The sequence below is a fragment of the Stenotrophomonas sp. genome, assembly GCF_032056425.1.
Taxonomy (GTDB): Bacteria; Pseudomonadota; Gammaproteobacteria; order Xanthomonadales; family Xanthomonadaceae; genus Stenotrophomonas.
Genome location: NZ_DAMBCN010000023.1, coordinates 1 through 22,151, shown reverse-complemented (window position 1 = coordinate 22,151; position 22,151 = coordinate 1). Strand labels below are relative to the sequence as shown.

General features: G+C 67.0%; 23 protein-coding genes and 1 tRNA gene. 13 read left to right on the top strand and 11 right to left on the bottom strand.

Features of this window, described 5'->3' with window-relative positions; translation table 11 throughout:
* Position 1: 1 nt before the first annotated feature.
* Positions 2 to 397, top strand: coding sequence for a hypothetical protein (locus RTY46_RS14825; protein ID WP_312709307.1), 396 nt, complete (start codon positions 2 to 4; stop codon positions 395 to 397).
* Between the two features lie 151 nt (positions 398 to 548).
* On the opposite strand, the gene RTY46_RS14820 is transcribed toward RTY46_RS14825, so the two are convergent.
* Positions 549 to 1,622 (bottom strand): MBL fold metallo-hydrolase, encoded by a 1,074-nt coding sequence (locus RTY46_RS14820; protein ID WP_312709306.1) that lies wholly within the window; start codon positions 1,620 to 1,622, stop codon positions 549 to 551.
* A gap of 103 nt (positions 1,623 to 1,725) precedes the next feature.
* Between RTY46_RS14820 and RTY46_RS14815 the strand changes: the two genes are divergently transcribed.
* Positions 1,726 to 2,337, top strand: coding sequence for a TetR/AcrR family transcriptional regulator (locus RTY46_RS14815; protein ID WP_312709305.1), 612 nt, complete (start codon positions 1,726 to 1,728; stop codon positions 2,335 to 2,337).
* A gap of 110 nt (positions 2,338 to 2,447) precedes the next feature.
* Complete coding sequence (locus RTY46_RS14810; protein ID WP_312709304.1) at positions 2,448 to 3,467, top strand: aminoglycoside phosphotransferase family protein; 1,020 nt, start codon at positions 2,448 to 2,450, stop codon at positions 3,465 to 3,467.
* A 118-nt stretch (positions 3,468 to 3,585) separates the two neighbouring features.
* On the opposite strand, the gene RTY46_RS14805 is transcribed toward RTY46_RS14810, so the two are convergent.
* The 8 genes from RTY46_RS14805 to RTY46_RS14770 form a co-directional block, all read right to left on the bottom strand.
* Positions 3,586 to 4,455 carry a DMT family transporter gene (locus RTY46_RS14805; protein ID WP_312709364.1) on the bottom strand — a complete coding sequence of 290 codons (870 nt, stop codon included), beginning with the start codon at positions 4,453 to 4,455 and terminating at the stop codon, positions 3,586 to 3,588.
* A gap of 32 nt (positions 4,456 to 4,487) precedes the next feature.
* Complete coding sequence (murB, locus tag RTY46_RS14800) at positions 4,488 to 5,537, bottom strand: UDP-N-acetylmuramate dehydrogenase (RefSeq protein WP_312709303.1); 1,050 nt, start codon at positions 5,535 to 5,537, stop codon at positions 4,488 to 4,490.
* Positions 5,534 to 6,589, bottom strand: a complete 1,056-nt coding sequence (locus tag RTY46_RS14795) for a quinone-dependent dihydroorotate dehydrogenase (RefSeq protein ID WP_312709301.1) — start codon at positions 6,587 to 6,589, stop codon at positions 5,534 to 5,536. Before RTY46_RS14795 ends, murB begins: the two co-directional genes overlap by 4 nt.
* Before the next feature lie 9 nt (positions 6,590 to 6,598).
* Positions 6,599 to 7,369 carry a class I SAM-dependent methyltransferase gene (locus tag RTY46_RS14790; protein ID WP_312709299.1) on the bottom strand — a complete coding sequence of 257 codons (771 nt, stop codon included), beginning with the start codon at positions 7,367 to 7,369 and terminating at the stop codon, positions 6,599 to 6,601.
* Between the two features lie 5 nt (positions 7,370 to 7,374).
* Positions 7,375 to 7,659: a DUF4190 domain-containing protein gene (locus RTY46_RS14785; RefSeq protein ID WP_312709298.1), complete on the bottom strand. Its 285-nt coding sequence runs from the start codon at positions 7,657 to 7,659 to the stop codon at positions 7,375 to 7,377.
* An 86-nt stretch (positions 7,660 to 7,745) separates the two neighbouring features.
* Positions 7,746 to 8,069, bottom strand: a complete 324-nt coding sequence (locus tag RTY46_RS14780) for a hypothetical protein (protein ID WP_312709297.1) — start codon at positions 8,067 to 8,069, stop codon at positions 7,746 to 7,748.
* A 62-nt stretch (positions 8,070 to 8,131) separates the two neighbouring features.
* On the bottom strand, positions 8,132 to 8,917 hold the full coding sequence (locus RTY46_RS14775) for an SDR family oxidoreductase (RefSeq protein WP_312709296.1): 786 nt from the start codon (positions 8,915 to 8,917) through the stop codon (positions 8,132 to 8,134).
* A gap of 17 nt (positions 8,918 to 8,934) precedes the next feature.
* On the bottom strand, positions 8,935 to 10,467 hold the full coding sequence (locus RTY46_RS14770) for an aldehyde dehydrogenase family protein (RefSeq protein ID WP_312709295.1): 1,533 nt from the start codon (positions 10,465 to 10,467) through the stop codon (positions 8,935 to 8,937).
* A 191-nt stretch (positions 10,468 to 10,658) separates the two neighbouring features.
* Here RTY46_RS14770 and RTY46_RS14765 point away from each other — a divergent pair.
* The 3 genes from RTY46_RS14765 to RTY46_RS14755 all read left to right on the top strand — a co-directional run bounded on the left by RTY46_RS14765 (position 10,659) and on the right by RTY46_RS14755 (position 12,143).
* Positions 10,659 to 10,735 (top strand) — tRNA-Arg (locus RTY46_RS14765).
* A gap of 25 nt (positions 10,736 to 10,760) precedes the next feature.
* Positions 10,761 to 11,198 carry an acetyltransferase gene (locus tag RTY46_RS14760; RefSeq protein ID WP_312709293.1) on the top strand — a complete coding sequence of 146 codons (438 nt, stop codon included), beginning with the start codon at positions 10,761 to 10,763 and terminating at the stop codon, positions 11,196 to 11,198.
* Between the two features lie 255 nt (positions 11,199 to 11,453).
* The gene (locus RTY46_RS14755) at positions 11,454 to 12,143 is read left to right on the top strand and encodes a MarC family protein (RefSeq protein WP_312709292.1); all 690 of its coding nucleotides are present in this window, start codon (positions 11,454 to 11,456) and stop codon (positions 12,141 to 12,143) included.
* 155 nt (positions 12,144 to 12,298) lie between these two features.
* Here RTY46_RS14755 and RTY46_RS14750 read toward each other — a convergent pair whose 3' ends face one another.
* Both RTY46_RS14750 and RTY46_RS14745 read right to left on the bottom strand, forming a co-directional pair.
* Positions 12,299 to 12,658, bottom strand: a complete 360-nt coding sequence (locus RTY46_RS14750) for a response regulator (protein WP_312709291.1) — start codon at positions 12,656 to 12,658, stop codon at positions 12,299 to 12,301.
* The gene (locus tag RTY46_RS14745; protein WP_312709289.1) at positions 12,648 to 13,808 is read right to left on the bottom strand and encodes an ATP-binding protein; all 1,161 of its coding nucleotides are present in this window, start codon (positions 13,806 to 13,808) and stop codon (positions 12,648 to 12,650) included. Before RTY46_RS14745 ends, RTY46_RS14750 begins: the two co-directional genes overlap by 11 nt.
* A gap of 149 nt (positions 13,809 to 13,957) precedes the next feature.
* On the opposite strand from RTY46_RS14745, the gene RTY46_RS14740 reads away from it, so the two are divergent.
* From RTY46_RS14740 to RTY46_RS14710, 7 genes are all read left to right on the top strand, one after another.
* The gene (locus RTY46_RS14740) at positions 13,958 to 17,068 is read left to right on the top strand and encodes a response regulator (protein WP_312709287.1); all 3,111 of its coding nucleotides are present in this window, start codon (positions 13,958 to 13,960) and stop codon (positions 17,066 to 17,068) included.
* Positions 17,065 to 17,889 carry a CheR family methyltransferase gene (locus tag RTY46_RS14735; RefSeq protein WP_312709286.1) on the top strand — a complete coding sequence of 275 codons (825 nt, stop codon included), beginning with the start codon at positions 17,065 to 17,067 and terminating at the stop codon, positions 17,887 to 17,889. The genes RTY46_RS14740 and RTY46_RS14735 overlap by 4 nt, the downstream gene beginning before the upstream one ends.
* Positions 17,889 to 18,461, top strand: a complete 573-nt coding sequence (locus RTY46_RS14730) for a chemotaxis protein CheB (protein ID WP_312709284.1) — start codon at positions 17,889 to 17,891, stop codon at positions 18,459 to 18,461. Before RTY46_RS14735 ends, RTY46_RS14730 begins: the two co-directional genes overlap by 1 nt.
* The gene (locus RTY46_RS14725) at positions 18,458 to 19,597 is read left to right on the top strand and encodes a response regulator (protein WP_312709282.1); all 1,140 of its coding nucleotides are present in this window, start codon (positions 18,458 to 18,460) and stop codon (positions 19,595 to 19,597) included. The genes RTY46_RS14730 and RTY46_RS14725 overlap by 4 nt, the downstream gene beginning before the upstream one ends.
* Positions 19,598 to 19,680: 83 nt before the next feature.
* The gene (locus tag RTY46_RS14720; RefSeq protein ID WP_312709281.1) at positions 19,681 to 20,100 is read left to right on the top strand and encodes a BLUF domain-containing protein; all 420 of its coding nucleotides are present in this window, start codon (positions 19,681 to 19,683) and stop codon (positions 20,098 to 20,100) included.
* Between the two features lie 83 nt (positions 20,101 to 20,183).
* Entirely contained in the window at positions 20,184 to 21,242 is a 1,059-nt protein-coding gene (locus tag RTY46_RS14715; protein WP_312709279.1) for a linear amide C-N hydrolase, read from the top strand.
* 54 nt (positions 21,243 to 21,296) lie between these two features.
* Entirely contained in the window at positions 21,297 to 21,995 is a 699-nt protein-coding gene (locus RTY46_RS14710; protein WP_312709278.1) for an AraC family transcriptional regulator, read from the top strand.
* Positions 21,996 to 22,151 lie beyond the last annotated feature (156 nt).

Sequence of the window (22,151 nt, the reverse complement as noted above, 5' to 3'; positions counted from 1 at the left end):
TATGAGCCCTGCATCACACCGTCGTCCTTCGCGCAGCACGCTGCTGGTTGTGGGTGTGCTGGTGATCGGCATTGCCGGCATTGTCTATTCGCGCGTGCGGCAGGCACCGGCGCCCGTGGCGGCTGCCAGCGTTACCTTGGCCGGTGCCGACGCACCGGTGCTGCGTGGCACGCCTGATCCGAAGGCACAGGCACTGCTGCCGCCCGGCGGCTGGCCGGATTCGGCGGCGATTTCCGCGACCACGCGCAAAGGCAGCGGGTTGGCCGATGCGATTACGCAGGCGTTGAACACGCAGATTGAAAGCGGGACCTATGCGCAGGCACTGCAGCGCTGGAACCTGGCGGAGGAAGCCGTGCCGCAGTCGCAGACCAACCCGCCGGGCTTGCCGGGGTTCTGATGCAGGCGTGCCAACCAACGGTTGGCACCTACCGGAAAGCGAGCGGTTTGTGCTCCGGTAGCGTCGAGCTTGCTCGACGAAGCGTGCCAACCAAGGTTGGCACCTACCAGCGCGAGAGTGCCAACCAAGGTTGGCACCTACCGGGGTGGGGTTATCGGGGGGATTCCCACCAGCGGGTGCCGGGCGTGGGGGCCTGCATGTCCAGGGCTTCGCCCATGATCGGGGTGGCGACCGGCACGTTGTGGGCGGCGGCCAGGGCGGTGATGCGTTCGAACGGTTGCTGCCAGTCGTGCAGGGCCAGGTCGAAGGTGCCGTTGTGGATCGGCAGCAGCCACTTGCCACGCAGGTCCAGGTGCGCCTGCAGGGTCTGTTCGGGCTGCATGTGCACGAAGGCCCAGCGCTCGTCGTAGGCGCCGGTCTCGATCATGGTCAGATCGAACGGGCCGTACTTTTCACCAATGGCCTTGAATCCATCGAAATAGCCGGTATCGCCGCTGAAGAAAATGCGGAAGTCTTCATCCTGGATGACCCACGACGCCCACAGGCTGCGGTCGCTGTCGCCCAGACCGCGACCGGAAAAGTGCTGGCCCGGCGTGGCGGTCAGGCGCAGGCCGCCGGCGGTGGTGCTCTGCCACCAGTCCAGTTGTTCGACCTTGTCGGCAGCGATGCCCCAGGCAATCAACTGGTCGCCCACGCCCAGCGGCGCAATGAAACGCGTGGTCTTGCCGGCCAGCGCCAGCACGGCGGCATGGTCCAGGTGGTCGTAGTGGTTGTGCGACAGGATGACGCCGGCGATGGGCGGCAGTTCGTTGATGCTGATCGGCGGTGCGTGGAAGCGGGCCGGGCCCATCCACTGCACCGGCGAGGCACGTTCGGAGAACACCGGATCGGTCAGCCAGTACTGCCCGCGCAGCTTCAGCAGCAGGGTGGAATGGCCCAGCCGGAACAGGCTGCGATCGGGCGCGGCGTCCAGCGTGGCGCGGTCCAGCGGCCGCACCGGAATGGGCTGCGTGGGCACGGTGCCCCTGGGCTTGTTGAACAGGAAGGTCCACCAGATCTCCAGGCCATCGCGCAGGCCCATGGCCGGCTTCGGCAGGACATTGCGGAACCTGCCGTCGCGGTACTGCGGCGAGTCGGGGAAGTCGGGCAGGGACCAGGATTTGCAGAACGTGTAGGCGGTCACGGCAAGGGTTCCAAGCAGGAGGACAAGGAGCAGGCGCTTCATCGGGGACGTCCGCTGGGTACACTGCACAGTGTAGTTTCCGATTTCAGGAAAGTACACTGACCGGTGTAAAATGTCGGCATCCGTTCAGAAATCTGGTAATGCCATGTCCCGCGCCCCGCAACGCCTGACCGAGCGCAAACGCGAAGCCATCGTGCGCGCGGCGGTGGAAGAGTTCCGCGCGGCCGGCTACGAGGCCACCAGCATGGACCGCATCGCGGCGGCGGCCGGCGTTTCCAAGCGCACGGTCTACAACCATTTCCCCAGCAAGGAAGAACTGTTCGCGCTGATCCTGGAAGAGCTGTGGCAAAGCAGCGTGGCCAGCGTGGACGTGCCGTACCAGGCCGATGCCCCGTTGCAGGCACAGTTGCTGCAGTTGCTGGCGAAGAAGCTGGAGCTGCTGGGCGATCCCAACTTCATTGATCTGGCGCGAGTGGCGATGGCCGAAATCATCCATTCGCCCGAACGTGCGCAAGCCATCGTCTGCCGCATGGGCGAAAAAGAGGGCGGGGTAAGTGCGTGGATCCGCGCGGCCGTAGCCGATGGGCGCCTGCGCGAGGTCGATCCGGAATTCGCCGACCAGCAGTTGCAGGGCCTGGTGAAGGGTTTTGCGTTCTGGCCGCAGGTGACGTTGGGGCAGCCGCCGCTGGCGCCGGCCGAGCGTGCGCGGGTGGCCGAATCGGCGGTGGCGATGTTCCTGGGGCACTACGCGAAGTGACATGGCGCTGCGCTGCTTTGTCGCAGCTGGCCGAAGGTGTGACCGGTTTGCCTGCGCGCTGTAAAGCGTGTCTGCGATAGTGGACGTGCCCTCCACGCACTCTGGTTTTCATGTCACTTGCAACGGCGCCGCAGATCGGGGAAGTCCTGCAGCAGTCCTATGGCATCACGCCCACGGCGGTGGTGTCGCGCGCGGTGGGCGCCGATGCCCATGCGGCGGTGTACCGCATTGATGCGCGCAACGGACAGTGGTGGCTCAAATGCCGCCGCTACCAGGTAAACCCCGCGGTGTGGGACAGCCTGCACTGGTTGCGTGGCACGCTGGGCATCGGGGAGATCGTGGCGCCGTGGCCAACCTTGGCCGGTGCCGCGTCGGCGCAACGCTGGGGCCTGCAGTTCACGCTGTTCCCCTACATTGAAGGGCAATCGGGTTTCGAGGCGCCGCTGAGTGCGACGCAGTGGCAGCAGCTGGGCCACGTGTTGCGGCGTCTGCACGAGGCGCGACTGCCCGAGGCGATGGCGCGCGCGCTGCCGCAGGCGGCATTCGATAGCGAAGCGCTGCTGACAGTGGGGCAGTGGCTGCAGCAGCCCGGTGCGCTTGCGACCGCCAGCGACCGTTGGGGTGAGGCCTTCCGTGCGGTGTGGCAGCAGCAGCACGGGCGTATCGCGCAGCTGCATGCACGTGCCGAGGAACTGCAGCAGGGCCTGCAGGACCAGGTTGCGGAGCTGCGGGTCTGCCATACCGATCTGCATGCCGGCAACCTGCTGATGGATACCGCAGGCGAGCTGCATCTGATCGACTGGGATGGACTGGCACTGGCCCCGCGCGAGCGCGACCTGATGTTCGTGGGTGGGGCGGTGGGCGGGCGCTGGGGGCGTGAGCGCCCGCCGGGTTTCGTCGAAGGCTATGGGGAAGACCTGGGCGATGCGCGATGGATTGCCTGGTACCGGCACGTGCGCGTGTTGCAGGATCTGATTGAGTTCCAGCAGATGCTGCTGGGCGCGGAAGCGCAGCAACGTGCGGTGCAGCAGCGGCGACAGGCGCTGCATTTCCTGGGGGAACAGTTTGCGCCGGGAAATGTGGTGGATGCGGCCGAAAGGGCGTACCGGGTGGCGTGCACGGCGGCGTAGCGTCGAGCTTGCTCGACTGCCGTGTTTTGTAGAGTCGAGCCATGCTCGACTGCTTTTGGAAATGCAGTCGAGCAAGCTCGACTCTACGAAGAGCAAGGGCAGTCGAGCAAGCTCGACTCTACAAGGGCGTTTCGGGCGTGCGGGCGCGACGGGCCAGTACGGCTTCGCGGTGGGCGATGTAGGCGTTGGCGGCCAGGATGATGCCGGCGCCGATCAGGGTCCAGCGGTCGATGGTTTCGCCAAACAACAGCCAGCCACACGCGGTCACCAGGGGCAGCTGCAGGAAACTGATCGGGGTGAGTGCGGAGACTTCGCCCAGGCGTAGTGCGCGGGTCCACAGCAGCTGGCCCACGGTGCCCATCACGCCGGTGGCCGCCAGCCACACCCAGGCCATGCCGCTGGGCGCCACCCACACAAACAGCGCCGGGACCAGCGACAGTGGCACCCAGAACACATAGGTGTACAGCACCACCGTATCGGCACTGTCCACGCGGGTGAGCTGCTTGATCTGGATCGCCACCAGCGAGCTGAGCAGGGCGGCGGCCACGGCCACCAGGCTGCCTGCAGAAAAACCGGCGGTGCCGGGGCGCACGATCACCAGCACGCCGATGAAGCCGATCACCACCGCTGCCCAACGGCGCACGCGCACGATCTCGCCCAGCCACAGCACCGCAGCGATGGTGACGAACAGCGGCGTGGAATAGGACAGCGACACCGCCTGCGCCAGCGGCAGATGGCCCAGCGCCCAGAACGCGCACAGCATCGAGGCTAGGCCGATGGCACTGCGCAGGAGGTAGCGCGGCAGCTGTTGGGTCTTCAGCGGCGCACGGCCCGGGCGCAGCAGCATCGGCAGCAGCGCCAGCAGGCCGAAGGCATTACGGAAGAACGCCACTTCCTGGGTGGGCACGTAGCGGGTGGCGTAGCGGATGGCTACGGCCATCAGCCCGAACGCCAGGGTGCTGCCCAGCATCAGCAGCGCCGCCCGCAACGGGGCGGCGCCCGGACCCTGCACGGCGGGGTTCACCACTGTGCGCCGAGCAGGCGCGGTTCCGGTTCAATGGGCACGCCGAACTTTTCCAGCACCGAGGCGGAAATGCGCCGGGCCAAGGCCAGCAGATCGGCGCCGCTGGCGTTGCCATGGTTCACCAGCACCAGCGCGTGGCTGGCGGCCACGCCGGCATCGCCTTCGCGGAAGCCCTTCCAGCCGCAGGCGTCGATCATCCACGCCGCCGACACCTTGCGCTGTTCCTCGCGCTCGGCCGGGAACACCGGAAGGTCGGGGAAGTGCTGCAGCAGCACCTCGGTCTGTTCCAGCGGCAGCACCGGGTTTTTGAAGAAGCTGCCGGCATTGCCCAGCACGTCGGGGTCGGGCAGCTTGCGGCGGCGGATCGCGATGACGGCGTTGGCCACGTCCACCGCGCTGGGCAGTTCCACGCCTTGGGCCTGCAGTTCCTCGCGGATACCGGCGTAATCCATGCGCAGGTCGTGCAGCAGCGGCAGCTTCAGTTCGATGGCGGTGATCAGGTAGCGATCGGCCTGCTGCTTGAACACGCTGTCGCGGTAGCCGAAGCCACACTGTTCGTTGTCCAGCCGCACCCAGGCCTGTTCCTGGCAGTCCCAGGCTTCGACGGCCTGGATGAACTCGCCCACCTGCGCGCCGTAGGCACCAATGTTCTGGATAGGCGCGGCACCGGCGGTGCCGGGAATCAGCGCCAGGTTTTCCAGCCCGGACAGGCCATTCTGCAGCGACCACATCACCAGACCGTGCCAGGGCACACCCGCACCGGCGCGGATGACCGCGTGGTCGGCGCGGTGTTCCAGGAAGCTGATATCGCGGTTGCCGAACACCAGTACGGTGCCGGGCAGATCGTCGGCGATCAGCACGTTGCTGCCACTGCCCAGCACCAGCAGCGGGCCGGCGGCAACGCTGGGCAGGGCCAGCACGTCGGGCAGCAGGGCCGGGTCATGCAGTTCCAGCAGCTGCGCTGCGGTGGCCTGCACGTGGAAGGTGTTCAGCGCCTGCAGCGGCGCGTTCTCGGTCAGGGTCCAGCGCAAGGGGGCGGTACTCACAGCGGGGCCACCGCGCCACGGCTGGGCGCCTCGCGGCGGCGACGGATCGCCTCCACGCAGTCGGCCACCAGCGCCGGGCCCTTGTAGATCAGGCCGCTGTAGCACTGCACCAGCGAGGCGCCGGCGGCCATCTTGGCCACCGCATCGGCGCCGGACAGGATGCCGCCTACACCGACCAGCGGAATGGATTCGGGCAGGCGCGCGCGCAGGCGGCGCAGCACCAGGGTGGACTGGTCCAGCACCGGCGCACCGGACAGGCCACCGGCCTCGCTGGCCAGTGGATCGCCGGCCACGCGGCTGCGGTCGATGGTGGTGTTGGTGGCGATCACACCGTCCACCTGCAGTTCGCCCAGCACACGGGCGGCGGCATCGATATCGCGCTCGCTCAGGTCCGGTGCCACCTTCACCAGCATCGGCACGCGGCGGCCATGCTGCGCGGCCAGCGTTTCCTGGCGGTCGCGCAGCTGTGCCACCAGCTGGCGCAGCGCGGTTTCTTCCTGCAGCTCGCGCAACCCGGCGGTGTTGGGCGAAGAGATGTTCACCGTGATGTAGTCGGCCAGCGCGTACACCTTGTCCAGGCAGGTGATGTAATCCGCGGCCGCCTGTTCGTTGGGGGTGTCCTTGTTCTTGCCGATGTTGATGCCCAGCAGGCCGCGGCGGTCGCGCGCGCGTTCCACGTTGCGCACCAGCGCATCCACGCCGGCGTTGTTGAAGCCCATGCGGTTGATGATGGCCTGGTGGGCCGGCAAGCGGAACAGGCGCGGCTTGGGATTGCCGTCCTGCGGGCGCGGGGTGATGGTGCCGATTTCCACGAAGCCAAAACCCAGCGCGAACAGCGCATCGATGTGCTCGCCATTCTTGTCCAGCCCGGCGGCCAGGCCGACCGGATTGGGGAAGGTCAGCCCGAACACCGTGCTGGGCATCGGCGCGATGCGTGCGGCCAGCAGCGGCGTGGTGCCGGTGCGGTAGGCCAGGTCCAGGGCGGACAGGCCGAGGCCGTGGGCGCGCTCGGCGTCGAGCGAGAACAGGAAGGGGCGGGCAAGCGAATACATGCGGTGGTTTCAGTCCAGCGTGCCGAGGAAGGCTCGGGTTTGATATTCAAAGGCGACCTGGCCGTTCACTGCGTGGGCGGCGAACAGGTCCTGCAGGGCGGCCAGCATGGCGTCGTGGCGAGGGTGCCCGGCCTGCGGCGCATACGAGGACGACAGCAGCCGACCGCGCAGGGCGTCCAGATCCAGGTGCTGCACGTTGGGCAGCTGCACCCAGCCGCGCAGGCCGGGGCCGAACCAGGCCTGCATGGTGGCATCGTCCTGGTAGCGCTCGGCCACGGCGGTGTAGTCGGTGCCGAAGTCCAACAGCAGTTGCTCGTAGCCGACCAGGAACGGGCTGGCGTCGAGCAGGCGCGAGTTCCAGTACACCAGGGCCAGGCCGCCGGGACGGAGGATGCGCTGCCACTCGGCGCGCACGGCCACGGTGTCGAACCAGTGGAAGGCCTGTGCGGCCGACACCAGGTCCACGCTGGCATCGGCCAGGCCCGTGACCTCGGCGCGGCCATCTACGGCGCGGAACTGCGGATACTGCGGCGCCAGCCACTGCTGCGCGGCGGCGCGCATGGCGGCATTCGGTTCCACGGCCACCAGCGGATGGCCCGCGGCCAGGAACTGGCGGCTGGAGATGCCGGTGCCGGCGCCGATGTCGGCCACCAGGGCGGCGGTGGGCACGGCCATCGGGCCATGCAGCCAGTCCACCAGGGCGGCGGGGTAATCGGGCCGGTAGCGCACGTAGTCGGCCACGCGGCTGCTGAAGCGTTCGGTGCTGTCGGACGCGGTCATGGCGGTCAGTTCGCCATGGTGGCCAGCCAGGCCAGGCCGCCGAAGAAGGCAACGAAGGCAAGGATGCCCAGCAGCACCATGCCCACGTTCACCCACCCCAGGATGAGCCCGGTCAGGGCCAGACCATCGCCTTCAAGATCGGTGGGGCGGCGGCGGATTTCGGCGCGGGCCATGTGCCCGGTAATGATGGCCAGGATGCTGGCCACGAACGGCAGCACGGTCCAGCCTGCAATGCCCAGCACCAGGCTGAACACGGCCACAGTGCTGGTCTGTCGGGGTGCCACGCTCATCGGGGTCCTCCTTGGCAGTGCGCACATGATAGTGCCTGCGGGCGGCCAAGCCCAAGGGCGCGGCAGGTTGGCGCTTTGAACGGGCGCTACAGGTAAGGGCAGTTGGAGGAGTACAGCATGGCCGCACAGACCAGCGTCATCAGCAGGTTGCGCAGGAATGCGAGCACCTGCCAGAGCACCCACGCATGCAGCAGGGGCACGACCGTGCTGAGGAGCAGGCTGGGCAGGACCAGGTTGTCCTTCCGCAGCGCATAGCCGCGACGGTACCGCTGGATCAGCGCCAGCACGCCCAGCACCAGGCCGACCAGGCTGCCGAGGAAGGGCAGGGGAAACACGCCCAGGATGGTCGCCGTCATGCTGGCGACGGCCAGTTCGCTGCGCGGGGGAAGGGGAATGGGCGGGGGGGGCATGGCAGTCCGTTGCTCGTGGTGGATGGCACCACCCTAGCGCATTGCGGGCGGTCCGGCCCGGGTCAGCCCATCAACACCTGGCCGCCATCGACATTGAGGACGTGGCCGGTGATCCAGCGCGCCAGTGGCGAGCACAGGAACAGCGCGGCGTTGGCGATCTCCTGCGGCTGGCCGAAGCGCCCGAACGGTATCTTCGCCAGGGTGCCGTGGTACAGCGCTGGGTCTTCGACGCGGCGGCGATCCCACAGGCCGTCGGCAAACTCGATCGACCCCGGGGCGATGGCATTCACGCGAATGCGGTGCGGTGCCAGCGCCAGGGCCTGCGAGGTGGTGTAGTGCGAAAGCGCGGCCTTGGCCGCCGCATACGGTGCGCCACCCGGGCGCGGCTGCTGCGCGGCAATGGAAGACAGGTTCAGGATGCAGGCATCGTCGGAGGCACGCAGCCACGGCTGCGCCAGCCGCGACGCACGCACCGCAGCCATCAGGTCGATCTGCAGGCTGGCGGCCCAGCCGTCTTCGTCGTCGGCCATGCCGTATCCGGTGGCGTTGTTCACCAGCACGTCGATGCCGCCCAGTGCGTCGGCGGCCGTGTGCAGCCAGGCGTCGATCTGCGCCAGGTCGGCCAGATCCACCGACGCGGTATGCAGTGGCGTGCCCTGGGCGTGGGCATCGGCCTGCAGCGCATCCAGGCCGGCCTGGCCACGCGCGCAGACCGCCACCTGTGCACCGGCGCCGGCAAAGGCCAGCGCCAGTTCACGGCCGATGCCCTTGCTGCCGCCGGCAATCAGTACCCGGCGGCCGCTGAAGTCGAGGGTCGGAGCCCCTGCGGGGATCCGACCCTGGGCCATGGCCGAATCGTCTGCCATCACAGATCGAACTTGATGCCCTGGGCCAGCGGCAGCGAGTCCGAGTAGTTGATGGTGTTGGTCTGGCGGCGCATGTAGACCTTCCACGCATCCGAACCGGATTCGCGACCACCGCCGGTGTCCTTCTCGCCACCGAAGGCGCCGCCGATTTCCGCACCGGACGTGCCGATGTTGATGTTGGCGATGCCGCAGTCGCTGCCGGCGGCCGACAGGAACTTCTCGGCGGTCTTCAGGTTCTGGGTGAAGATGGAGGACGACAGGCCCTGCGGCACGCCGTTCTGCATGTCGATGGCTTCATCGATGCTGTCGTACGGCATGACATAGAGGATGGGCGCGAAGGTTTCGTGCTGCACCACCGCGTCGCTGTTCTTCAGGCCCGACACGATGGCCGGCAGCACGAAGTTGCCGGCACGGTCGATGCGGGTGCCACCGGTTTCGATGGTGCCGCCGGCGGCCTTGGCCTGGGCAATGGCATCCAGGAACTGCTGCACGGCGCCTTCGCTGTTCAGCGGGCCCATCAGGTTGGCGGCATCGGTCGGGTCGCCGATCTTGCCTTCCACCTGCTTGTAGGCCTTCACCAGCGTGGCCAGCACATCGGCGTAGATCGAGCGGTGCACGATCAGGCGGCGGGTGGTGGTGCAGCGCTGGCCGGCGGTACCGACGGCACCGAACACGATGCCCGGCACGGCCAGCTTCAGATCGGCGGTTTCGTCGAGGATGATGGCGTTGTTGCCGCCCAGTTCCAGCAGGCAGCGGCCGAGGCGGCGGGCCACCTTTTCATTCACGGTGCGGCCGACCTGGGTGGAGCCGGTGAAGCTGATCAGCGGCACGCGGCGGTCGTCCACCAGGGTTTCGGACAGGGCGGTGCCGGCGTCGTTGACCAGGAAGAAGATGTCCGGGAAACCGGCTTCGCGCAGCGCTTCGTTGCAGATGCGCATGGAGGCGATGGCGGTCAGCGGGGTCTTGTTGGACGGCTTCCAGATGCAGATATCGCCGCAGATCGCGGCCAGGAAGGCATTCCAGCTCCACACCGCCACCGGGAAGTTGAAGGCCGAGATGATGCCGACCAGGCCCAGCGGGTGGTACTGCTCGTACATGCGGTGGCCGGGGCGCTCGGAATGCATGGTGTAGCCGTACAGCATGCGGCTCTGGCCCACGGCGAAATCGGCGATGTCGATCATCTCCTGCACTTCGCCGTCGCCTTCGGGCTTGCTCTTGCCCATTTCCAGCGCAACCAGCGAACCCAGGGCGTCCTTGTGCTTGCGCAGCGCTTCGCCGCACAGGCGCACGGCCTCGCCACGGCGCGGGGCCGGGGTGGTGCGCCAGACCTTGAAGGCTTCCTGCGCACGGGCGATGACGATTTCGTACTCGGATTCGGTGGTGGCGCGTACCTGCGCGATGGCCTCGCCGGTGGTCGGGTTCACCGGGGTGATCAGCTCACCGCCATTGGCGTTGGACCATTCCCCGTTGCCCAGGTAGGTGCCGGCGTTGATCGCGTCCAGGCCAAGGGATTTGAGCAGCTCGGAAGACATGCAGACTCCTGTATTTCGTTACGTTGTTGGCGCCGCCGCGGGCAGGTGGGGGATGCAGCGGACTGAACCGCCGATGGTAGCAGAGGCGCCCGGATGCCCATGGTGCGGCGCGCCAGCGGGCTGGGGGCGGGGCAGGGGAAACATGAATGCTTGGAGGGCAGGGGCCTTGCCTGTAAACTTGGCGGCTGCATGGCCCCGTAGCTCAGCTGGATAGAGCGTCCCCCTCCTAAGGGGAAGGTCGCCCGTTCGAATCGGGCCGGGGTCACCAGATTCGAAGCACCTTGAGCTGGCATATGTACATTCTGCGTTCCTCGCGCGCCGACGATGGCGCAGCCTTGGTGGATCTGTGGCGTCGCTCGGTTGACGCTACCCACAGCTTCCTTCGAACTGAGGACCGGCAGGCGATTGATGACGAGGTCGCCGCTTTCCTGCCCCGAGCGCCGATGACGGTGGCGGTTGATCAGACTGATCGTCCGCAGGGTTTCATGCTGATTGACGGCTCCCATATGGATGCGTTGTTCATCGATCCTGATGTCCGTGGGACCGGCATTGGACGACAGCTGTTGCTGCATGGATTGTCTGCGCACAAGCACCTGACGACCGATGTGAACGAGCAGAACACCCAGGCAGTCGGGTTCTACCTGCGGATGGGGTTCGTCGAGACCGGCCGTTCAGCGTGTGACTCGCAAGGTCGTCCGTATCCCTTGATCCACCTGCGTCACAACGGTTAGTCGAGCTGTCTGCAGTAACCAGAAGGCCTGGTGATCCTGAAGCACCCAACCCGTCTCCACGCCCACTGCACACGGCGTCCAGCACGCTGCGGTCATCCCTTCCACGCAAGGATTTCCGCCATGAATACCCCCGGTACGCCCAAGCCCACCTGGAGACAGCGCCACGGCCTGTGGCTGGTGCTGGTCGTGGTGCTGATCATCTTCGGTGTCACCCTGTTCCTGCGCTGGTAACTGCCCAGCCCCACGGAGACGCCCGTGCAGTTGCCCACCCTGCTTGTCACCCTGGCCGGTGAACTGATCCTGGTGCCGGTTACCCTGCTGCCGATCATCAATCCGCTCAGCACGGCGTCGATCTTCGTTTCCACGGTGGGCAACCGCCGCATGATGGCCAAGAAGCTGGCGCGGCAGATCGCGGTGAACAGCTTCGTGGTGATCGTGCTGGCGATGCTGGTGGGTACTTATGTGCTGTCGTTGTTTGGCATTTCCCTGCCGGTGGTGCGCATCGGTGGCGGCCTGCTGGTGGCTGCGGCGGGCTGGCGGATGCTGGGCGCGCGTACCGACGACCCGCCCAGCCCAGCGCAGGAGCAGGCCGAGGCGATTGCCGATGCGCAACTGGAAGGCAAGAGTTTCTTTCCGCTGACGTTTCCGTTGACCACTGGGCCTGGAACCATTGCCGCGTGCATCACCCTGGGCACGCATGTGGAATCGGTGACGCCGCTGCACCTGCTGTCAGGGGTGATCGTGGCGGTGGGCGGGGCGCTGCTGGTGGTGGGCGTGATCTATCTGATCCTGCGCAATTCGATCTTTCTGGTTACGCGGCTGGGCCCGACTGGCGCGGTGGTGATGCAGCAGCTGGTGGCGTTTGTGTTGCTGTGCATTGGCATCCAGCTGATGTGGACGGGGTGGGTGGACCTCAATCACGAGACGTTTGCCGGCGCCGCGTAGCGTCGAGCTTGCTCGACGGAAGGGGCCGAAGCCAGGAGCAGTCGAGCGAGCTCGACTCTACGAACGGCAGGAGCCAGGAGCAGTCGAGCGAGCTCGACTCTACGAACGGCAGGAGCCAGGAGCAGTCGAGCAAGCTCGACTCTACCGAAGCGGGGTCAGTGCTGCTGCAGCAGATCCACCAGCTGGCGCAGGCGGTAGGGCTTGGGCAGGAATTCGACCTGGTCGGGCAGCGGCGGCAGCTGCGAGCGGGCGTAGCCGGAGGACAGGATCATGCGCGCGTGCGGCTGGTCGCGGGCCACGTGCTCGCTCAGTTCAATGCCCGACATGCCGTTGGGCATGCTGATATCGCTGAACACCACGTCGAAACGGGTGCCGCTCTGCAGCAGGGCCACGGCCTCGTGGCCGTCGGCGGTGGTTTCCACGTCGATGCCGAAATCGCGCAGCGCCAGGCCGATCATCTCGCGCAGATCGGTCTGGTCCTCCACCATCAATACGCGGATCGGATCATCGTTCATGGGTGGAGTCCTCTAATGCAGGAAGCAGCAGGCTGACCGTCGTGCCAACACCGGGGGTGGTGGCCACGTCGACGAAACCGCCGCTCTGGGTGGTGAAACCGAACACCTGGCTCAGGCCCAGGCCGCTGCCTTTGCCAATGTCCTTGGTGGTGAAGAAAGGCTCGCTGGCGCGCTCGGCAATTTCCGGCGCCATGCCACGGCCCTCGTCGTGGACACGCAGGGTAACGTATGCGCGCTCGCTGTGCCCGTCGGCGTCAGGGTCCAGCCGTCGCTCCAGCGCTGTGGCAATCCGCACGCGGCCGCCCGGCGGGGTTGCTTCGGCCGCGTTGGCCACCAGGTTGGTCAGCGCGGTTTCCAGCTGCGCACGGTCCAGGCAGACTGCAGGCAGGCCCAGCGTCATCGAGGTGTCCAGGCCGATGCCGGTTGGGCAGGACCGCTGCAGCGCCTCCAGCTGGGCGCCGATCAAGGCATTGATGTCCACCCGGTCGCGCACCAGGGTCTGCCCGGAACTGAACGCCAGCAACTGCCGGGTCAGCAGGGCGCCACGGTCGGTCGCCGCCTGGGCGCTGGCCAGCAGCTCCTGCGCCCGCGCGTCCTGGCCAACGCGCAGCGACACCAGGTCGATCGCATTGCCGATGGTGGTCAGCAGGTTGTTGAACTCGTGCGACAGCCCCCGGCTGAGCCGGCCTACGGTCTCGAACTGCTGGGTCTGGCGCAGCGCCCGCTGGGCGTCGCGCAGCAGCCGCTGGGCCTGCCAGCTTTCGGTGATGTCGCGGGTGATCTTGACGAAGCCCAGCAGCGTGCCCTGTTCGACCACGGGCTCGATCACGATGCTGGCGCGGAACGAAGAACCGTCCTTGCGCAGCCGCCAGCCTTCGCTGGCATGGTGCCCATCGCGCGCAGCCAGCTGCAGCAGGCGCTGCGGTTCACCGGCGTCGCGATCCTTGGCCAGATAGAAGCGACCGAAATGAGTGCCGACCACTTCCTCGGCAGAGAAGCCCTTGATGCGCTGCGCGCCCGGGTTCCAGCTGCGGATGATGCCATCGGGATCGAGCAGGTACAGCGCATGGTCATGCACGCTGTCAATCAGCAATCGCAGTTGTCGTGAGGGATCCGTCAGTGCGGAATCCGTGAATGCGGCAGCGACCACGTGAATAGAAAAAGCCCCTGTAAGGGCGCAGACCCTAGGCAGCGCAGCGTGAAGGATATGTGCAGGCGCGGCGTGTGCCATTCGTCGTATGCGGCTGAATGCGACACGGGGTATCCTCATCCCCCTTTTGCCGACTGGAAACTACCTGCATGCGTCCTGGTGCAACCACGCGTGACCGCTGGGTCTGGACGGCTTCAGCCGTGCTGCTTGCGGCAACTGCCGCCATGGAACTGGTGGTGCCGCTGGGCTACGCGGTCTGGCTGGCCTACTTCATGGCCGTGGGCGTGACCGTGTTCCAGCGCAGTGCGCGGGTGCCGTTCATGGTGGCGGTGCTTGCCTGCGGCCTGCTGGCCATCGGCTACAACGTGGCGCCGGCCAGCAGCAACTCGGCGTTCTCGTTCGTGAACCGCAGCATTGGCGGCGTGGCGTTCCTGATGATCGCGCTGATCGTGTCGCGCGCCATCGAAGCGCGGCGCCAGGCCATGCGTGCGCTGTGGCTGCAGGAAGCCGAGAATGCAGTGGCCATGAGCCTGCGTGGCGACCTGGGCCCGGAACAGATTGCCGAGGCGGCCATGTCCAGCCTGGCGGCACAGTTGCAGGCGCAGGTGGGCGTGCTCTACCGCCTTGAAGGCGGCCGCCTGCAGTTGACCGGCGGGGTTGCACTGCCCACCGGCATTGCCAGCGCCGTGGGGCTGCAGGAAGGCCTGCTCGGCCAGGTGGCCCGCGATGGCCGGGTGCTGCACCTCAGTGGTGGCGATGCACAGGCGCTGGAGCTGCAGTCCAGCTTGGGCCGCATTGCCGTGCGCGAGCGCATCCTGGCGCCGATCAGCAGCGATGGCAGCCTGGTGGGCGTGATCGAACTGGGCCGCGCCAGCCCGGGTCAGCAGGCCGCGCTGGACGCCGAACTGCTGCAGCGCTGTGGCGAAACCATCGGCATGGCACTGCGCGCCTCAATGCTGCGTGCACAGCTGGTGGTGCTGCTGGAGGAATCGCAGCGCCAGGGCGAGGAACTGCAGGCGCAGCAGGAAGAACTGCGCGTGGCCAACGAAGAGCTGGAAGAGCAGAGCCGCAGCCTGATGCAGTCGCAGGGGCACCTGGAGCAGCAGCAGGCCGAGCTGGAACAGAGCAACGTGCAGCTGGAAGAGCGCACTCACGAACTGGAAGCGCAGAAGCAGGCGCTGCTGGTGGCGCAGGGGCAGCTGGTGCGCAACAGCAACGAGCTGGCCGCCACTTCGCGCTACAAGTCCGAATTCCTGGCCAACATGTCGCACGAGCTGCGCACGCCGCTGAACAGCTCGCTGATCCTGGCCAAGCTGCTGGCCGACAACAAGGACGGCACGTTGACCGACGAGCAGGTGAAGTACGCCCGCGCGATCCTGTCGTCGAACAACGATCTGCTGGCACTGATCAACGATATTCTGGATCTGTCGCGCATCGAAGCCGGCCATGTCGAACTGGCCGACGAAGTGGTGGTGGTGGACAGCGTGCTGCAGCGCCTGCGAGAAACCTTCGAGCCGATGGCGCGGCAGAAGGGCCTGGCCCTGCAGATCGAAGCCGATGCACTGGCGCCGACCCAGCTGGTGGCCGACAGCCAGCGCCTGCAGCAGATCCTGAAGAACCTGCTGGCCAATGCGCTGAAGTTCACCGAGCACGGCAAGGTCAGCCTGCACGTGCGCGCCGGTGGCAATGGCCGCGTGCGTTTCGAAGTGGCCGACAGTGGCATCGGCATCGCCCGCGACCAGCTGCAGACGATCTTCGAGGCCTTCCGCCAGGCCGATGGCAGCACCCGCCGCCGTTACGGTGGCACCGGCCTGGGCCTGTCGATCTCGCGCGACCTGGCTGAGCGCATGGGCGGCGATATCCAGGTGGACAGCGAACCGGGACGGGGCAGCTGCTTCATCCTGGAGCTGCCGCTGCAGGGCGCACCGGCAACGGCTGAAGCGGTGCCGCATGCGCCGGCTGATGTTGCGCCCATTGCTGCAGCGCCGGCTGCGGTGCCTGCGCCCGCGCCGCAGCTGGGGGTTGCCCATGGCGCTGCCGCGCCGGTGCGCACCGTGGCCGATGATCGTGGGCAGCGCCGCCACGGCGGCCGTCTGATCCTGGCGGTGGAAGACGATGCGACCTTCGCCGAAGCGCTGGTGGTGCTGGCCCACGAACTGGACTTCGACTGCGTGGTGGCGACCACGGCCGAGGAAGCACTGGCGTTGGCCGTCGAACTGCGCCCGAACGGCATCCTGCTGGATATCGGCCTGCCCGATGTGTCCGGGCTGAGCGTGCTGGAGCGATTGAAGCGCAACCCCGATACGCGTCACATCCCGGTGCATGTGGTCTCGGCGATGGATCGCAGCCAGGTGGCGCGCGAGCTGGGTGCGATCGGGTTTGCGATCAAGCCGACCACCCGCGAACGCCTGGTGGCGGCCATCGAGCAGCTGGAACAGACCAGCCAGCGCGACGTGCGCCGCCTGTTGATCGTGGAGGACGACAGCGACCTGCGCCACAACCTGGAACTGCTGCTGGGCCGCGACCAGTTGCAGATCGTGGCCGTGGGCACCCAGGCCGAGGCGCTGCAGCAGCTGAGCACGGTGACCTTCGATTGCATGGTGATGGACCTGGCCCTGCCTGACGGCAGTGGCTATGACCTGCTGGAACACATGGCCGGCAACGATGATGTCGGCTTCCCGCCGGTGATCGTCTACACCGGCCGCGCACTCAGCCGCGAAGACGAGCAGCGCCTGCGCCGTTATTCCAAGAGCATCATCATCAAGGGCGCGCGTTCGCCCGAGCGCCTGCTGGATGAAGTGACCCTGTTCCTGCACAGCGTGGAGGCGAGCCTGCCCAGCGACCAGCAGCGCCTGCTGCGCGAGGCGCGCCGCCGCGACACCGTGCTGGACGGGCGCACCGTGCTGCTGGCCGAAGACGATGTACGTAACATCTTCGCGCTTTCCAGCGTGCTGGAACCGCTGGGCGTGAGCCTGGAGATCGCGCGCAATGGCCAGGAAGCCGTGGATCGCCTGGCCCAGCGCGAGGTGGACCTGGTGCTGATGGACATCATGATGCCGGAGAAGGATGGCCTGACCGCCATGCGCGAGATTCGTGCGCAGCGGCACCTGCAGGACCTGCCGATCATCGCGCTGACCGCCAAGGCCATGCCCGATGACCGCGAGCGCTGCCTGCAGGCCGGCGCCAACGATTACATCGCCAAGCCCATCGACGTGGACAAGCTGGTGTCGCTGTGCCGCGTGTGGTGCTCGCGGCAATGAACGAACAGGCGCTGTTCGACCTGGAACTGAAGGTGCTGCTGGAGGCGCTTTACCAGCGCTACCACTATGATTTCCGCAGCTACGCCATTTCCTCGCTGCGCCGCCGGGTGCGCCAGGCCATGCAACGCTACGAGTGCGAGCGCCTGGTGGACCTGCAGTACCGGCTGCTGCATGAGCCGGAGTTGTTTGCCCAGGCCATGCAGTTCTTCACCGTGCAGGTGTCGGAGATGTTCCGCGACCCGGCCTACTTCCGCGAACTGCGCGAGCAGGTGGTGCCGGTGCTGCGCACCTGGCCGTCGGTGAAGCTGTGGGTGGCCGGCTGCAGCACGGGCGAAGAAGTCTGGTCGCTGGCGATCCTGCTGCACGAGGAAGGCCTGCTCGAGCGCAGCATCGTCTACGCGACGGATATCAATCCGGAGGCCCTGGCCACCGCCGAGGCCGGCGCCTATGGCATCGACCGCCTTGCGCAGTTCAGTCGCAACTATCTGGCTGCCGGCGGCACCGGTTCACTGTCTGACTACTACGCCACGGCTTACGATGGCGCGGTGTTCGATCGCCAACTGCGCCGCAACGTGGTGTTCGCCGACCACAGCCTGGCCACCGATACGGTGTTTTCCGAAGTGCATCTGGTGTCGTGCCGCAACGTGCTGATCTATTTCAACCGCGATCTGCAGGACCGTGCGGTCGGGCTGTTCCGCGAAGCGCTGGTGCACCGCGGCTTCCTGGGCCTTGGCAGCAAGGAATCGCTGCAGTTCGGCATCCATCACGGCGCGTTCGAAGTCTGTTCGCGCGAACACCGCTTGTACCGGAAGGTGGCCTGATGCCCGGGCCGCGTCCGGCACTGGTGGTGGTCGGGGCTTCGGCAGGGGGCGTGGCCGCGTTGCAGCAGGTGCTGGGCGCGCTGCCCGCCGATCTGCCGGTGCCGGTGCTGGTGGTGCTGCACCTGCCGCGCGATCGCAGCAGCCGCATTGCTGAAGTGCTGGCGCCGTACTGCGCGGTCGCCCTGCGCGAGGCCGAGGACAAGCAGCCGCTGCAGGCCGGTACGGTGACCTTCGCGCCGCCGGACTACCACCTGCTGGTGGAAGACACCCGTAGCGTGGCCCTGTCGATGGATGCGCCGGTGCTGTTTTCGCGGCCGGCCATCGATCCCCTTTTTGAATCGGCGGCGGCGGTATTCGGCCCCGATGTGCTGGCGGTGCTGCTGACCGGGGCCAGCAGCGATGGCAGCGAAGGTGTGGCCGCGGTGCGCAACGCCGGCGGCCGCGCCTGGCTGCAATGCCCCGAGGAGGCCGAAGCATCGATGATGCCGGCTTCCGCCCTGCAGCACGCCGGCGCTGACGCCGTGCTGTCCCTTGATTCGTTGTGCCGCCACCTGAAGGAAGTTTTCGCATGAACCTGCTGCCGCCCGAGCCTGCCCCGACGCAGTCGCCGGTCAACCTGCTGATCGTCGATGACGTGCCGCAGAACCTGGTAGCCATGCAGGCGCTGCTGCGCCGCGACGGTGTGAACCTGCTGCTGGCCGGTTCCGGCGCCCAGGCGCTGGAGCTGCTGCTGGAGCACGAGGTGGCGCTGGCGCTGCTGGACGTGCACATGCCCGAGATCGATGGGTTCACCCTGGCCGAACTGATGCGCGGCTCGCAGCGCAGCCGCGATGTGCCGATCATCTTCCTGACCGCTTCGCCGGACGATCCGGTGCGTGCGTTCAAGGGTTATGAAAGCGGTGCGGTGGATTTCCTGCACAAGCCGGTGGCGCCGCAGGTGATCCTGAGCAAGGTGAGCGTGTTCATCGAGCTCTACCAGCAACGCCAGTTGCTGAAGGCCCGCAACGAGGCGCTGGAGCGGGCGCTGAAACTCAACGAAACCATGGCGGCCGTGTTGACCCACGACCTGCGCACGCCTTTGTCGGCCATCCTGCTGTGCGCGGACAAGCTGAGCCTGGAGCTGCCGGCGGACAATGTGTCGGCGCAGCAGACCCTGAAGCACCTGGAGGCCAGTACGGTGCGCATGGCGCGCATGGTCGAACAGCTGCTTGACTTCTCGCGCATCCGCACGGGTGGGCTGCGTATGGACGCGGCCGCCTGTGACCTTGCCGAAGTGACCCGCGCGGTACTGGCCGAGGCGGGTAGCGCGCACGGCAATGCGCGCCTGCAGTTCGAACAGAACGGCGATGGCGGCCTGCAGGGCGATCTTGACCGGCTGGGCCAGATCGCGGCGAACCTGGTGGGCAACGCCTTGACGCACGGCGGGGATTCGGCCGTGCAGGTGGAGGTGGATGGCCGTGATGCACACACGGTCACCCTGCGCGTGCGCAACGACGGGCAGATCGATGCGGCGCTGCTGCCGCGTCTGTTCGAACCGTTCAAGGCCAGCTTCCATCCCAGCAAGGGCCTGGGGCTGGGCTTGTACATCGCCGATCAGTTCGTGCGCGCGCATCACGGGCGGTTGACCGCACGCAACGAGGCGGGACAGGTGGTGTTCGAAGCGATCCTGCCGCGTCGCGTGGATGGGCGTGCAATAGCCGTTTCCTGAATTCTTCAGCAACTTCCGGCGGCGATTGAGACGCATCCGTCCGCGACTGCTACGGTGGGTGTCTCTCTGGTCAAGGACGCCCCATGCCACTGTGCGCCATCGCCTATGTCAGCCAGGCAAAGGCAGATCTTCCGGTTGAACGCATGCACGCGCTGGTGGACGACGCGGCACGCTTCAACAAGATGGCGGGGGTCACCGGCGTGCTGCTCCACGATGGCCAGCGCTTCGTTCAGTACATAGAAGGACCGCCCGATGGCATCGATTCGGTGTACGAACGGATCGTGCGCGCGGGCAGCCACCATGACCTGATGGAGCTGGCGCGCGGGCACCTGGGCCAGCGCCAGTTTCCCTATTGGTCGATGCGGGTGCTGCCGGTAGAGGTGTCTCTGCTGCGCCAGTTGGCCGCCGGTGACTGGGCCGGTTTCGCGCGCACGCTGGACGGTGATGCCGGCGGACCGACCGCCATTGATCTGCTGGCGCAGATCGTGCAGCCGTCACTGTAACCGCCCTTCCGGGCACGCCGCTTCACCCGCAGGTCACAAGCGCCGCGCTTTCATCGGTCGGTCCCCGGGGAATGGAGCACGACATGGCGCGCATGAAGTGGCAGGGCAGGGCGATGCTGGCAATGGCAATGGCGCTGGCAGCGGCGGTATCACCGGCACTGGCGTGTACGCGCGCGGTGTATCTGGGGGACAACGGCGATGTGATCACCGCCCGTTCCATGGACTGGAAGGTGGATGTAGCCACCAACCTGTATGTGCTGCCGCGTGGCATCGAGCGCAACGGCCAGGCCGGCCCGAAGTCGATTGCCTGGAAGGCGCGCTACGGCAGCGTGGTGGCCACCGGCTACGACGTGTCCACCACCGACGGCATGAACGAAAAGGGTCTGGTCGCCAACCTGCTGTGGCTGGTGGAATCGGAGTACCCGAAGCGCCGCAGCAACAAGCCGGGCCTGGCCATATCGCTGTGGGCGCAGTACGTGCTGGACAACTTCGCGACGGTACAGGAAGCGGTGGCTGCGCTTGAGCGCGAGCCGTACTCGATCGTGACCGACAAGGTGCCCGGCGAAGACCGCCAGGCCACGCTGCATTTGTCTCTGTCCGATGCCACTGGGGACAGCGCCATCGTCGAGTACATCGGCGGGCGCCAGGTGATCCACCATGATCGCCGCTACCAGGTGATGACCAATTCGCCGATCTTCGATGAGCAGTTGGCCCTGAACGCCTACTGGAAGCAGATCGGCGGCACCGTGATGCTGCCCGGTACCAACCGCTCGGCCGACCGCTTCGCCCGTGCCTCGTTCTACATCAATGCCATTCCCAAGGCCGAAGACCCGGTGGTGGCGCTGGCCAGTGTGTTCAGCGTGATCCGCAATGCATCGGTGCCCTACGGCATCACCACGCCGGGCGAGCCGAACATCTCGTCCACCCGCTGGCGCACGGTGGCCGACCACAAGCGCCGCCTGTATTTCTTCGAATCGGCGCTCACGCCCAATACGTTCTGGGTGGATCTGAACAAGATCGACTTCGCTGGGCCGGTGCTGAAGCTGGACCTGGGCCAGGACCAGCGCAACACCTTTGCCGGTGATGCGCTGTCCCATTTCCAGCCCAGCAAGCCCTTCGCCTTCCTGGGGACCGACGGCTAGGGCGCGGCGCGATTCGGCATTGCAGGGGCCTGGCGTCGCGCGCACACTGCCCGGATGGGCGCGATCTTCCACCTGCGGCACTACGGCCAGGCCACCGGCCTGGACCGGCACGACTACGCGCAGTGGGTGCTGCCGCTGCAGGGTGAACTGCAGTTCGAGATGGAAGGCCGCGGCGGGCGGTTGGATCTGCTGCAGGGCGCCTTCGTGGCTGCTGGCGAGGCCCACGACCAGATGGCGCACGGCCCGAACAGTTTCGTGATCGTTGACTGCGGCCCGGGCGTGCTTGACGACGCCACCCAGGAACATCTGTGCCGGCAGCGCTGGCTGCACCTGCCGCAGCAGCTGCGCCAGCGCCTGGCCCATGTGCGCGCCGACAATGCCGTGCCGGAGCTGTTGCCGGAACTGCTGCAGACCTTTGCCCCGGCCGGCAGTGGCGCGCGGCTGCAGGGGCTGTGCGCGGCGGTGCAGCGCGAACCTGGCCAGCCCTGGCCGGTGGCGCGCATGGCGGGATTTGTGGGGGTGAGTGAAAGTCGCCTGCATGCGCTGTTCCTGCGCGAATTCGGGGTCAGCCCACAGGCGTGGCTGAGTGCCAACCGGTTGCGGTGGGCCAAGCACCAGTTGTTGACCAGCGCCGCGCCGATCAGCCAGATCGCGCTGGCGGCGGGTTATTCGGAGCAGAGTGCGCTGACCCGCGCACTGCGTCGGGAGACGGGGATGACCCCGGCCGCCTGGCGGCGCGGCGAGGCGCTCTGATCTGGGCGGTGTGGGGCTGCGGCGGAATGCCCTGATTCGGACGGTGAATGGCTTTGCGGCGAAACGCCATGACACGGGTGGCGAACGGCTTTTGTAGCTTCGAGCTTTCTCGACGGCTCTTGCGTGTTCTTCGTCGAGCAAGCTCTACTCTACGAA

Bases quoted from the DNA above. Each gene is read 5' to 3' on its own strand.
- RTY46_RS14715 (WP_312709279.1), top strand. From the start codon at position 20,184: ATGGCGCGCATGAAGTGGCAGGGCAGGGCGATGCTGGCAATGGCAATG.
- RTY46_RS14810 (WP_312709304.1), top strand. From the start codon at position 2,448: ATGTCACTTGCAACGGCGCCGCAGATCGGGGAAGTCCTGCAGCAGTCC.
- RTY46_RS14825 (WP_312709307.1), top strand. From the start codon at position 2: ATGAGCCCTGCATCACACCGTCGTCCTTCGCGCAGCACGCTGCTGGTT.
- RTY46_RS14785 (WP_312709298.1), bottom strand. From the start codon at position 7,659: ATGAGCGTGGCACCCCGACAGACCAGCACTGTGGCCGTGTTCAGCCTG.
- RTY46_RS14780 (WP_312709297.1), bottom strand. From the start codon at position 8,069: ATGCCCCCCCCGCCCATTCCCCTTCCCCCGCGCAGCGAACTGGCCGTC.
- RTY46_RS14710 (WP_312709278.1), top strand. From the start codon at position 21,297: ATGGGCGCGATCTTCCACCTGCGGCACTACGGCCAGGCCACCGGCCTG.
- RTY46_RS14740 (WP_312709287.1), top strand. From the start codon at position 13,958: ATGCGTCCTGGTGCAACCACGCGTGACCGCTGGGTCTGGACGGCTTCA.
- RTY46_RS14820 (WP_312709306.1), bottom strand. From the start codon at position 1,622: ATGAAGCGCCTGCTCCTTGTCCTCCTGCTTGGAACCCTTGCCGTGACC.
- RTY46_RS14790 (WP_312709299.1), bottom strand. From the start codon at position 7,369: ATGACCGCGTCCGACAGCACCGAACGCTTCAGCAGCCGCGTGGCCGAC.
- RTY46_RS14725 (WP_312709282.1), top strand. From the start codon at position 18,458: ATGAACCTGCTGCCGCCCGAGCCTGCCCCGACGCAGTCGCCGGTCAAC.
- RTY46_RS14795 (WP_312709301.1), bottom strand. From the start codon at position 6,589: ATGTATTCGCTTGCCCGCCCCTTCCTGTTCTCGCTCGACGCCGAGCGC.
- RTY46_RS14720 (WP_312709281.1), top strand. From the start codon at position 19,681: ATGCCACTGTGCGCCATCGCCTATGTCAGCCAGGCAAAGGCAGATCTT.
- RTY46_RS14750 (WP_312709291.1), bottom strand. From the start codon at position 12,658: ATGAACGATGATCCGATCCGCGTATTGATGGTGGAGGACCAGACCGAT.
- RTY46_RS14760 (WP_312709293.1), top strand. From the start codon at position 10,761: ATGTACATTCTGCGTTCCTCGCGCGCCGACGATGGCGCAGCCTTGGTG.
- RTY46_RS14815 (WP_312709305.1), top strand. From the start codon at position 1,726: ATGTCCCGCGCCCCGCAACGCCTGACCGAGCGCAAACGCGAAGCCATC.
- RTY46_RS14730 (WP_312709284.1), top strand. From the start codon at position 17,889: ATGCCCGGGCCGCGTCCGGCACTGGTGGTGGTCGGGGCTTCGGCAGGG.
- RTY46_RS14735 (WP_312709286.1), top strand. From the start codon at position 17,065: ATGAACGAACAGGCGCTGTTCGACCTGGAACTGAAGGTGCTGCTGGAG.
- RTY46_RS14770 (WP_312709295.1), bottom strand. From the start codon at position 10,467: ATGTCTTCCGAGCTGCTCAAATCCCTTGGCCTGGACGCGATCAACGCC.
- RTY46_RS14775 (WP_312709296.1), bottom strand. From the start codon at position 8,917: ATGGCCCAGGGTCGGATCCCCGCAGGGGCTCCGACCCTCGACTTCAGC.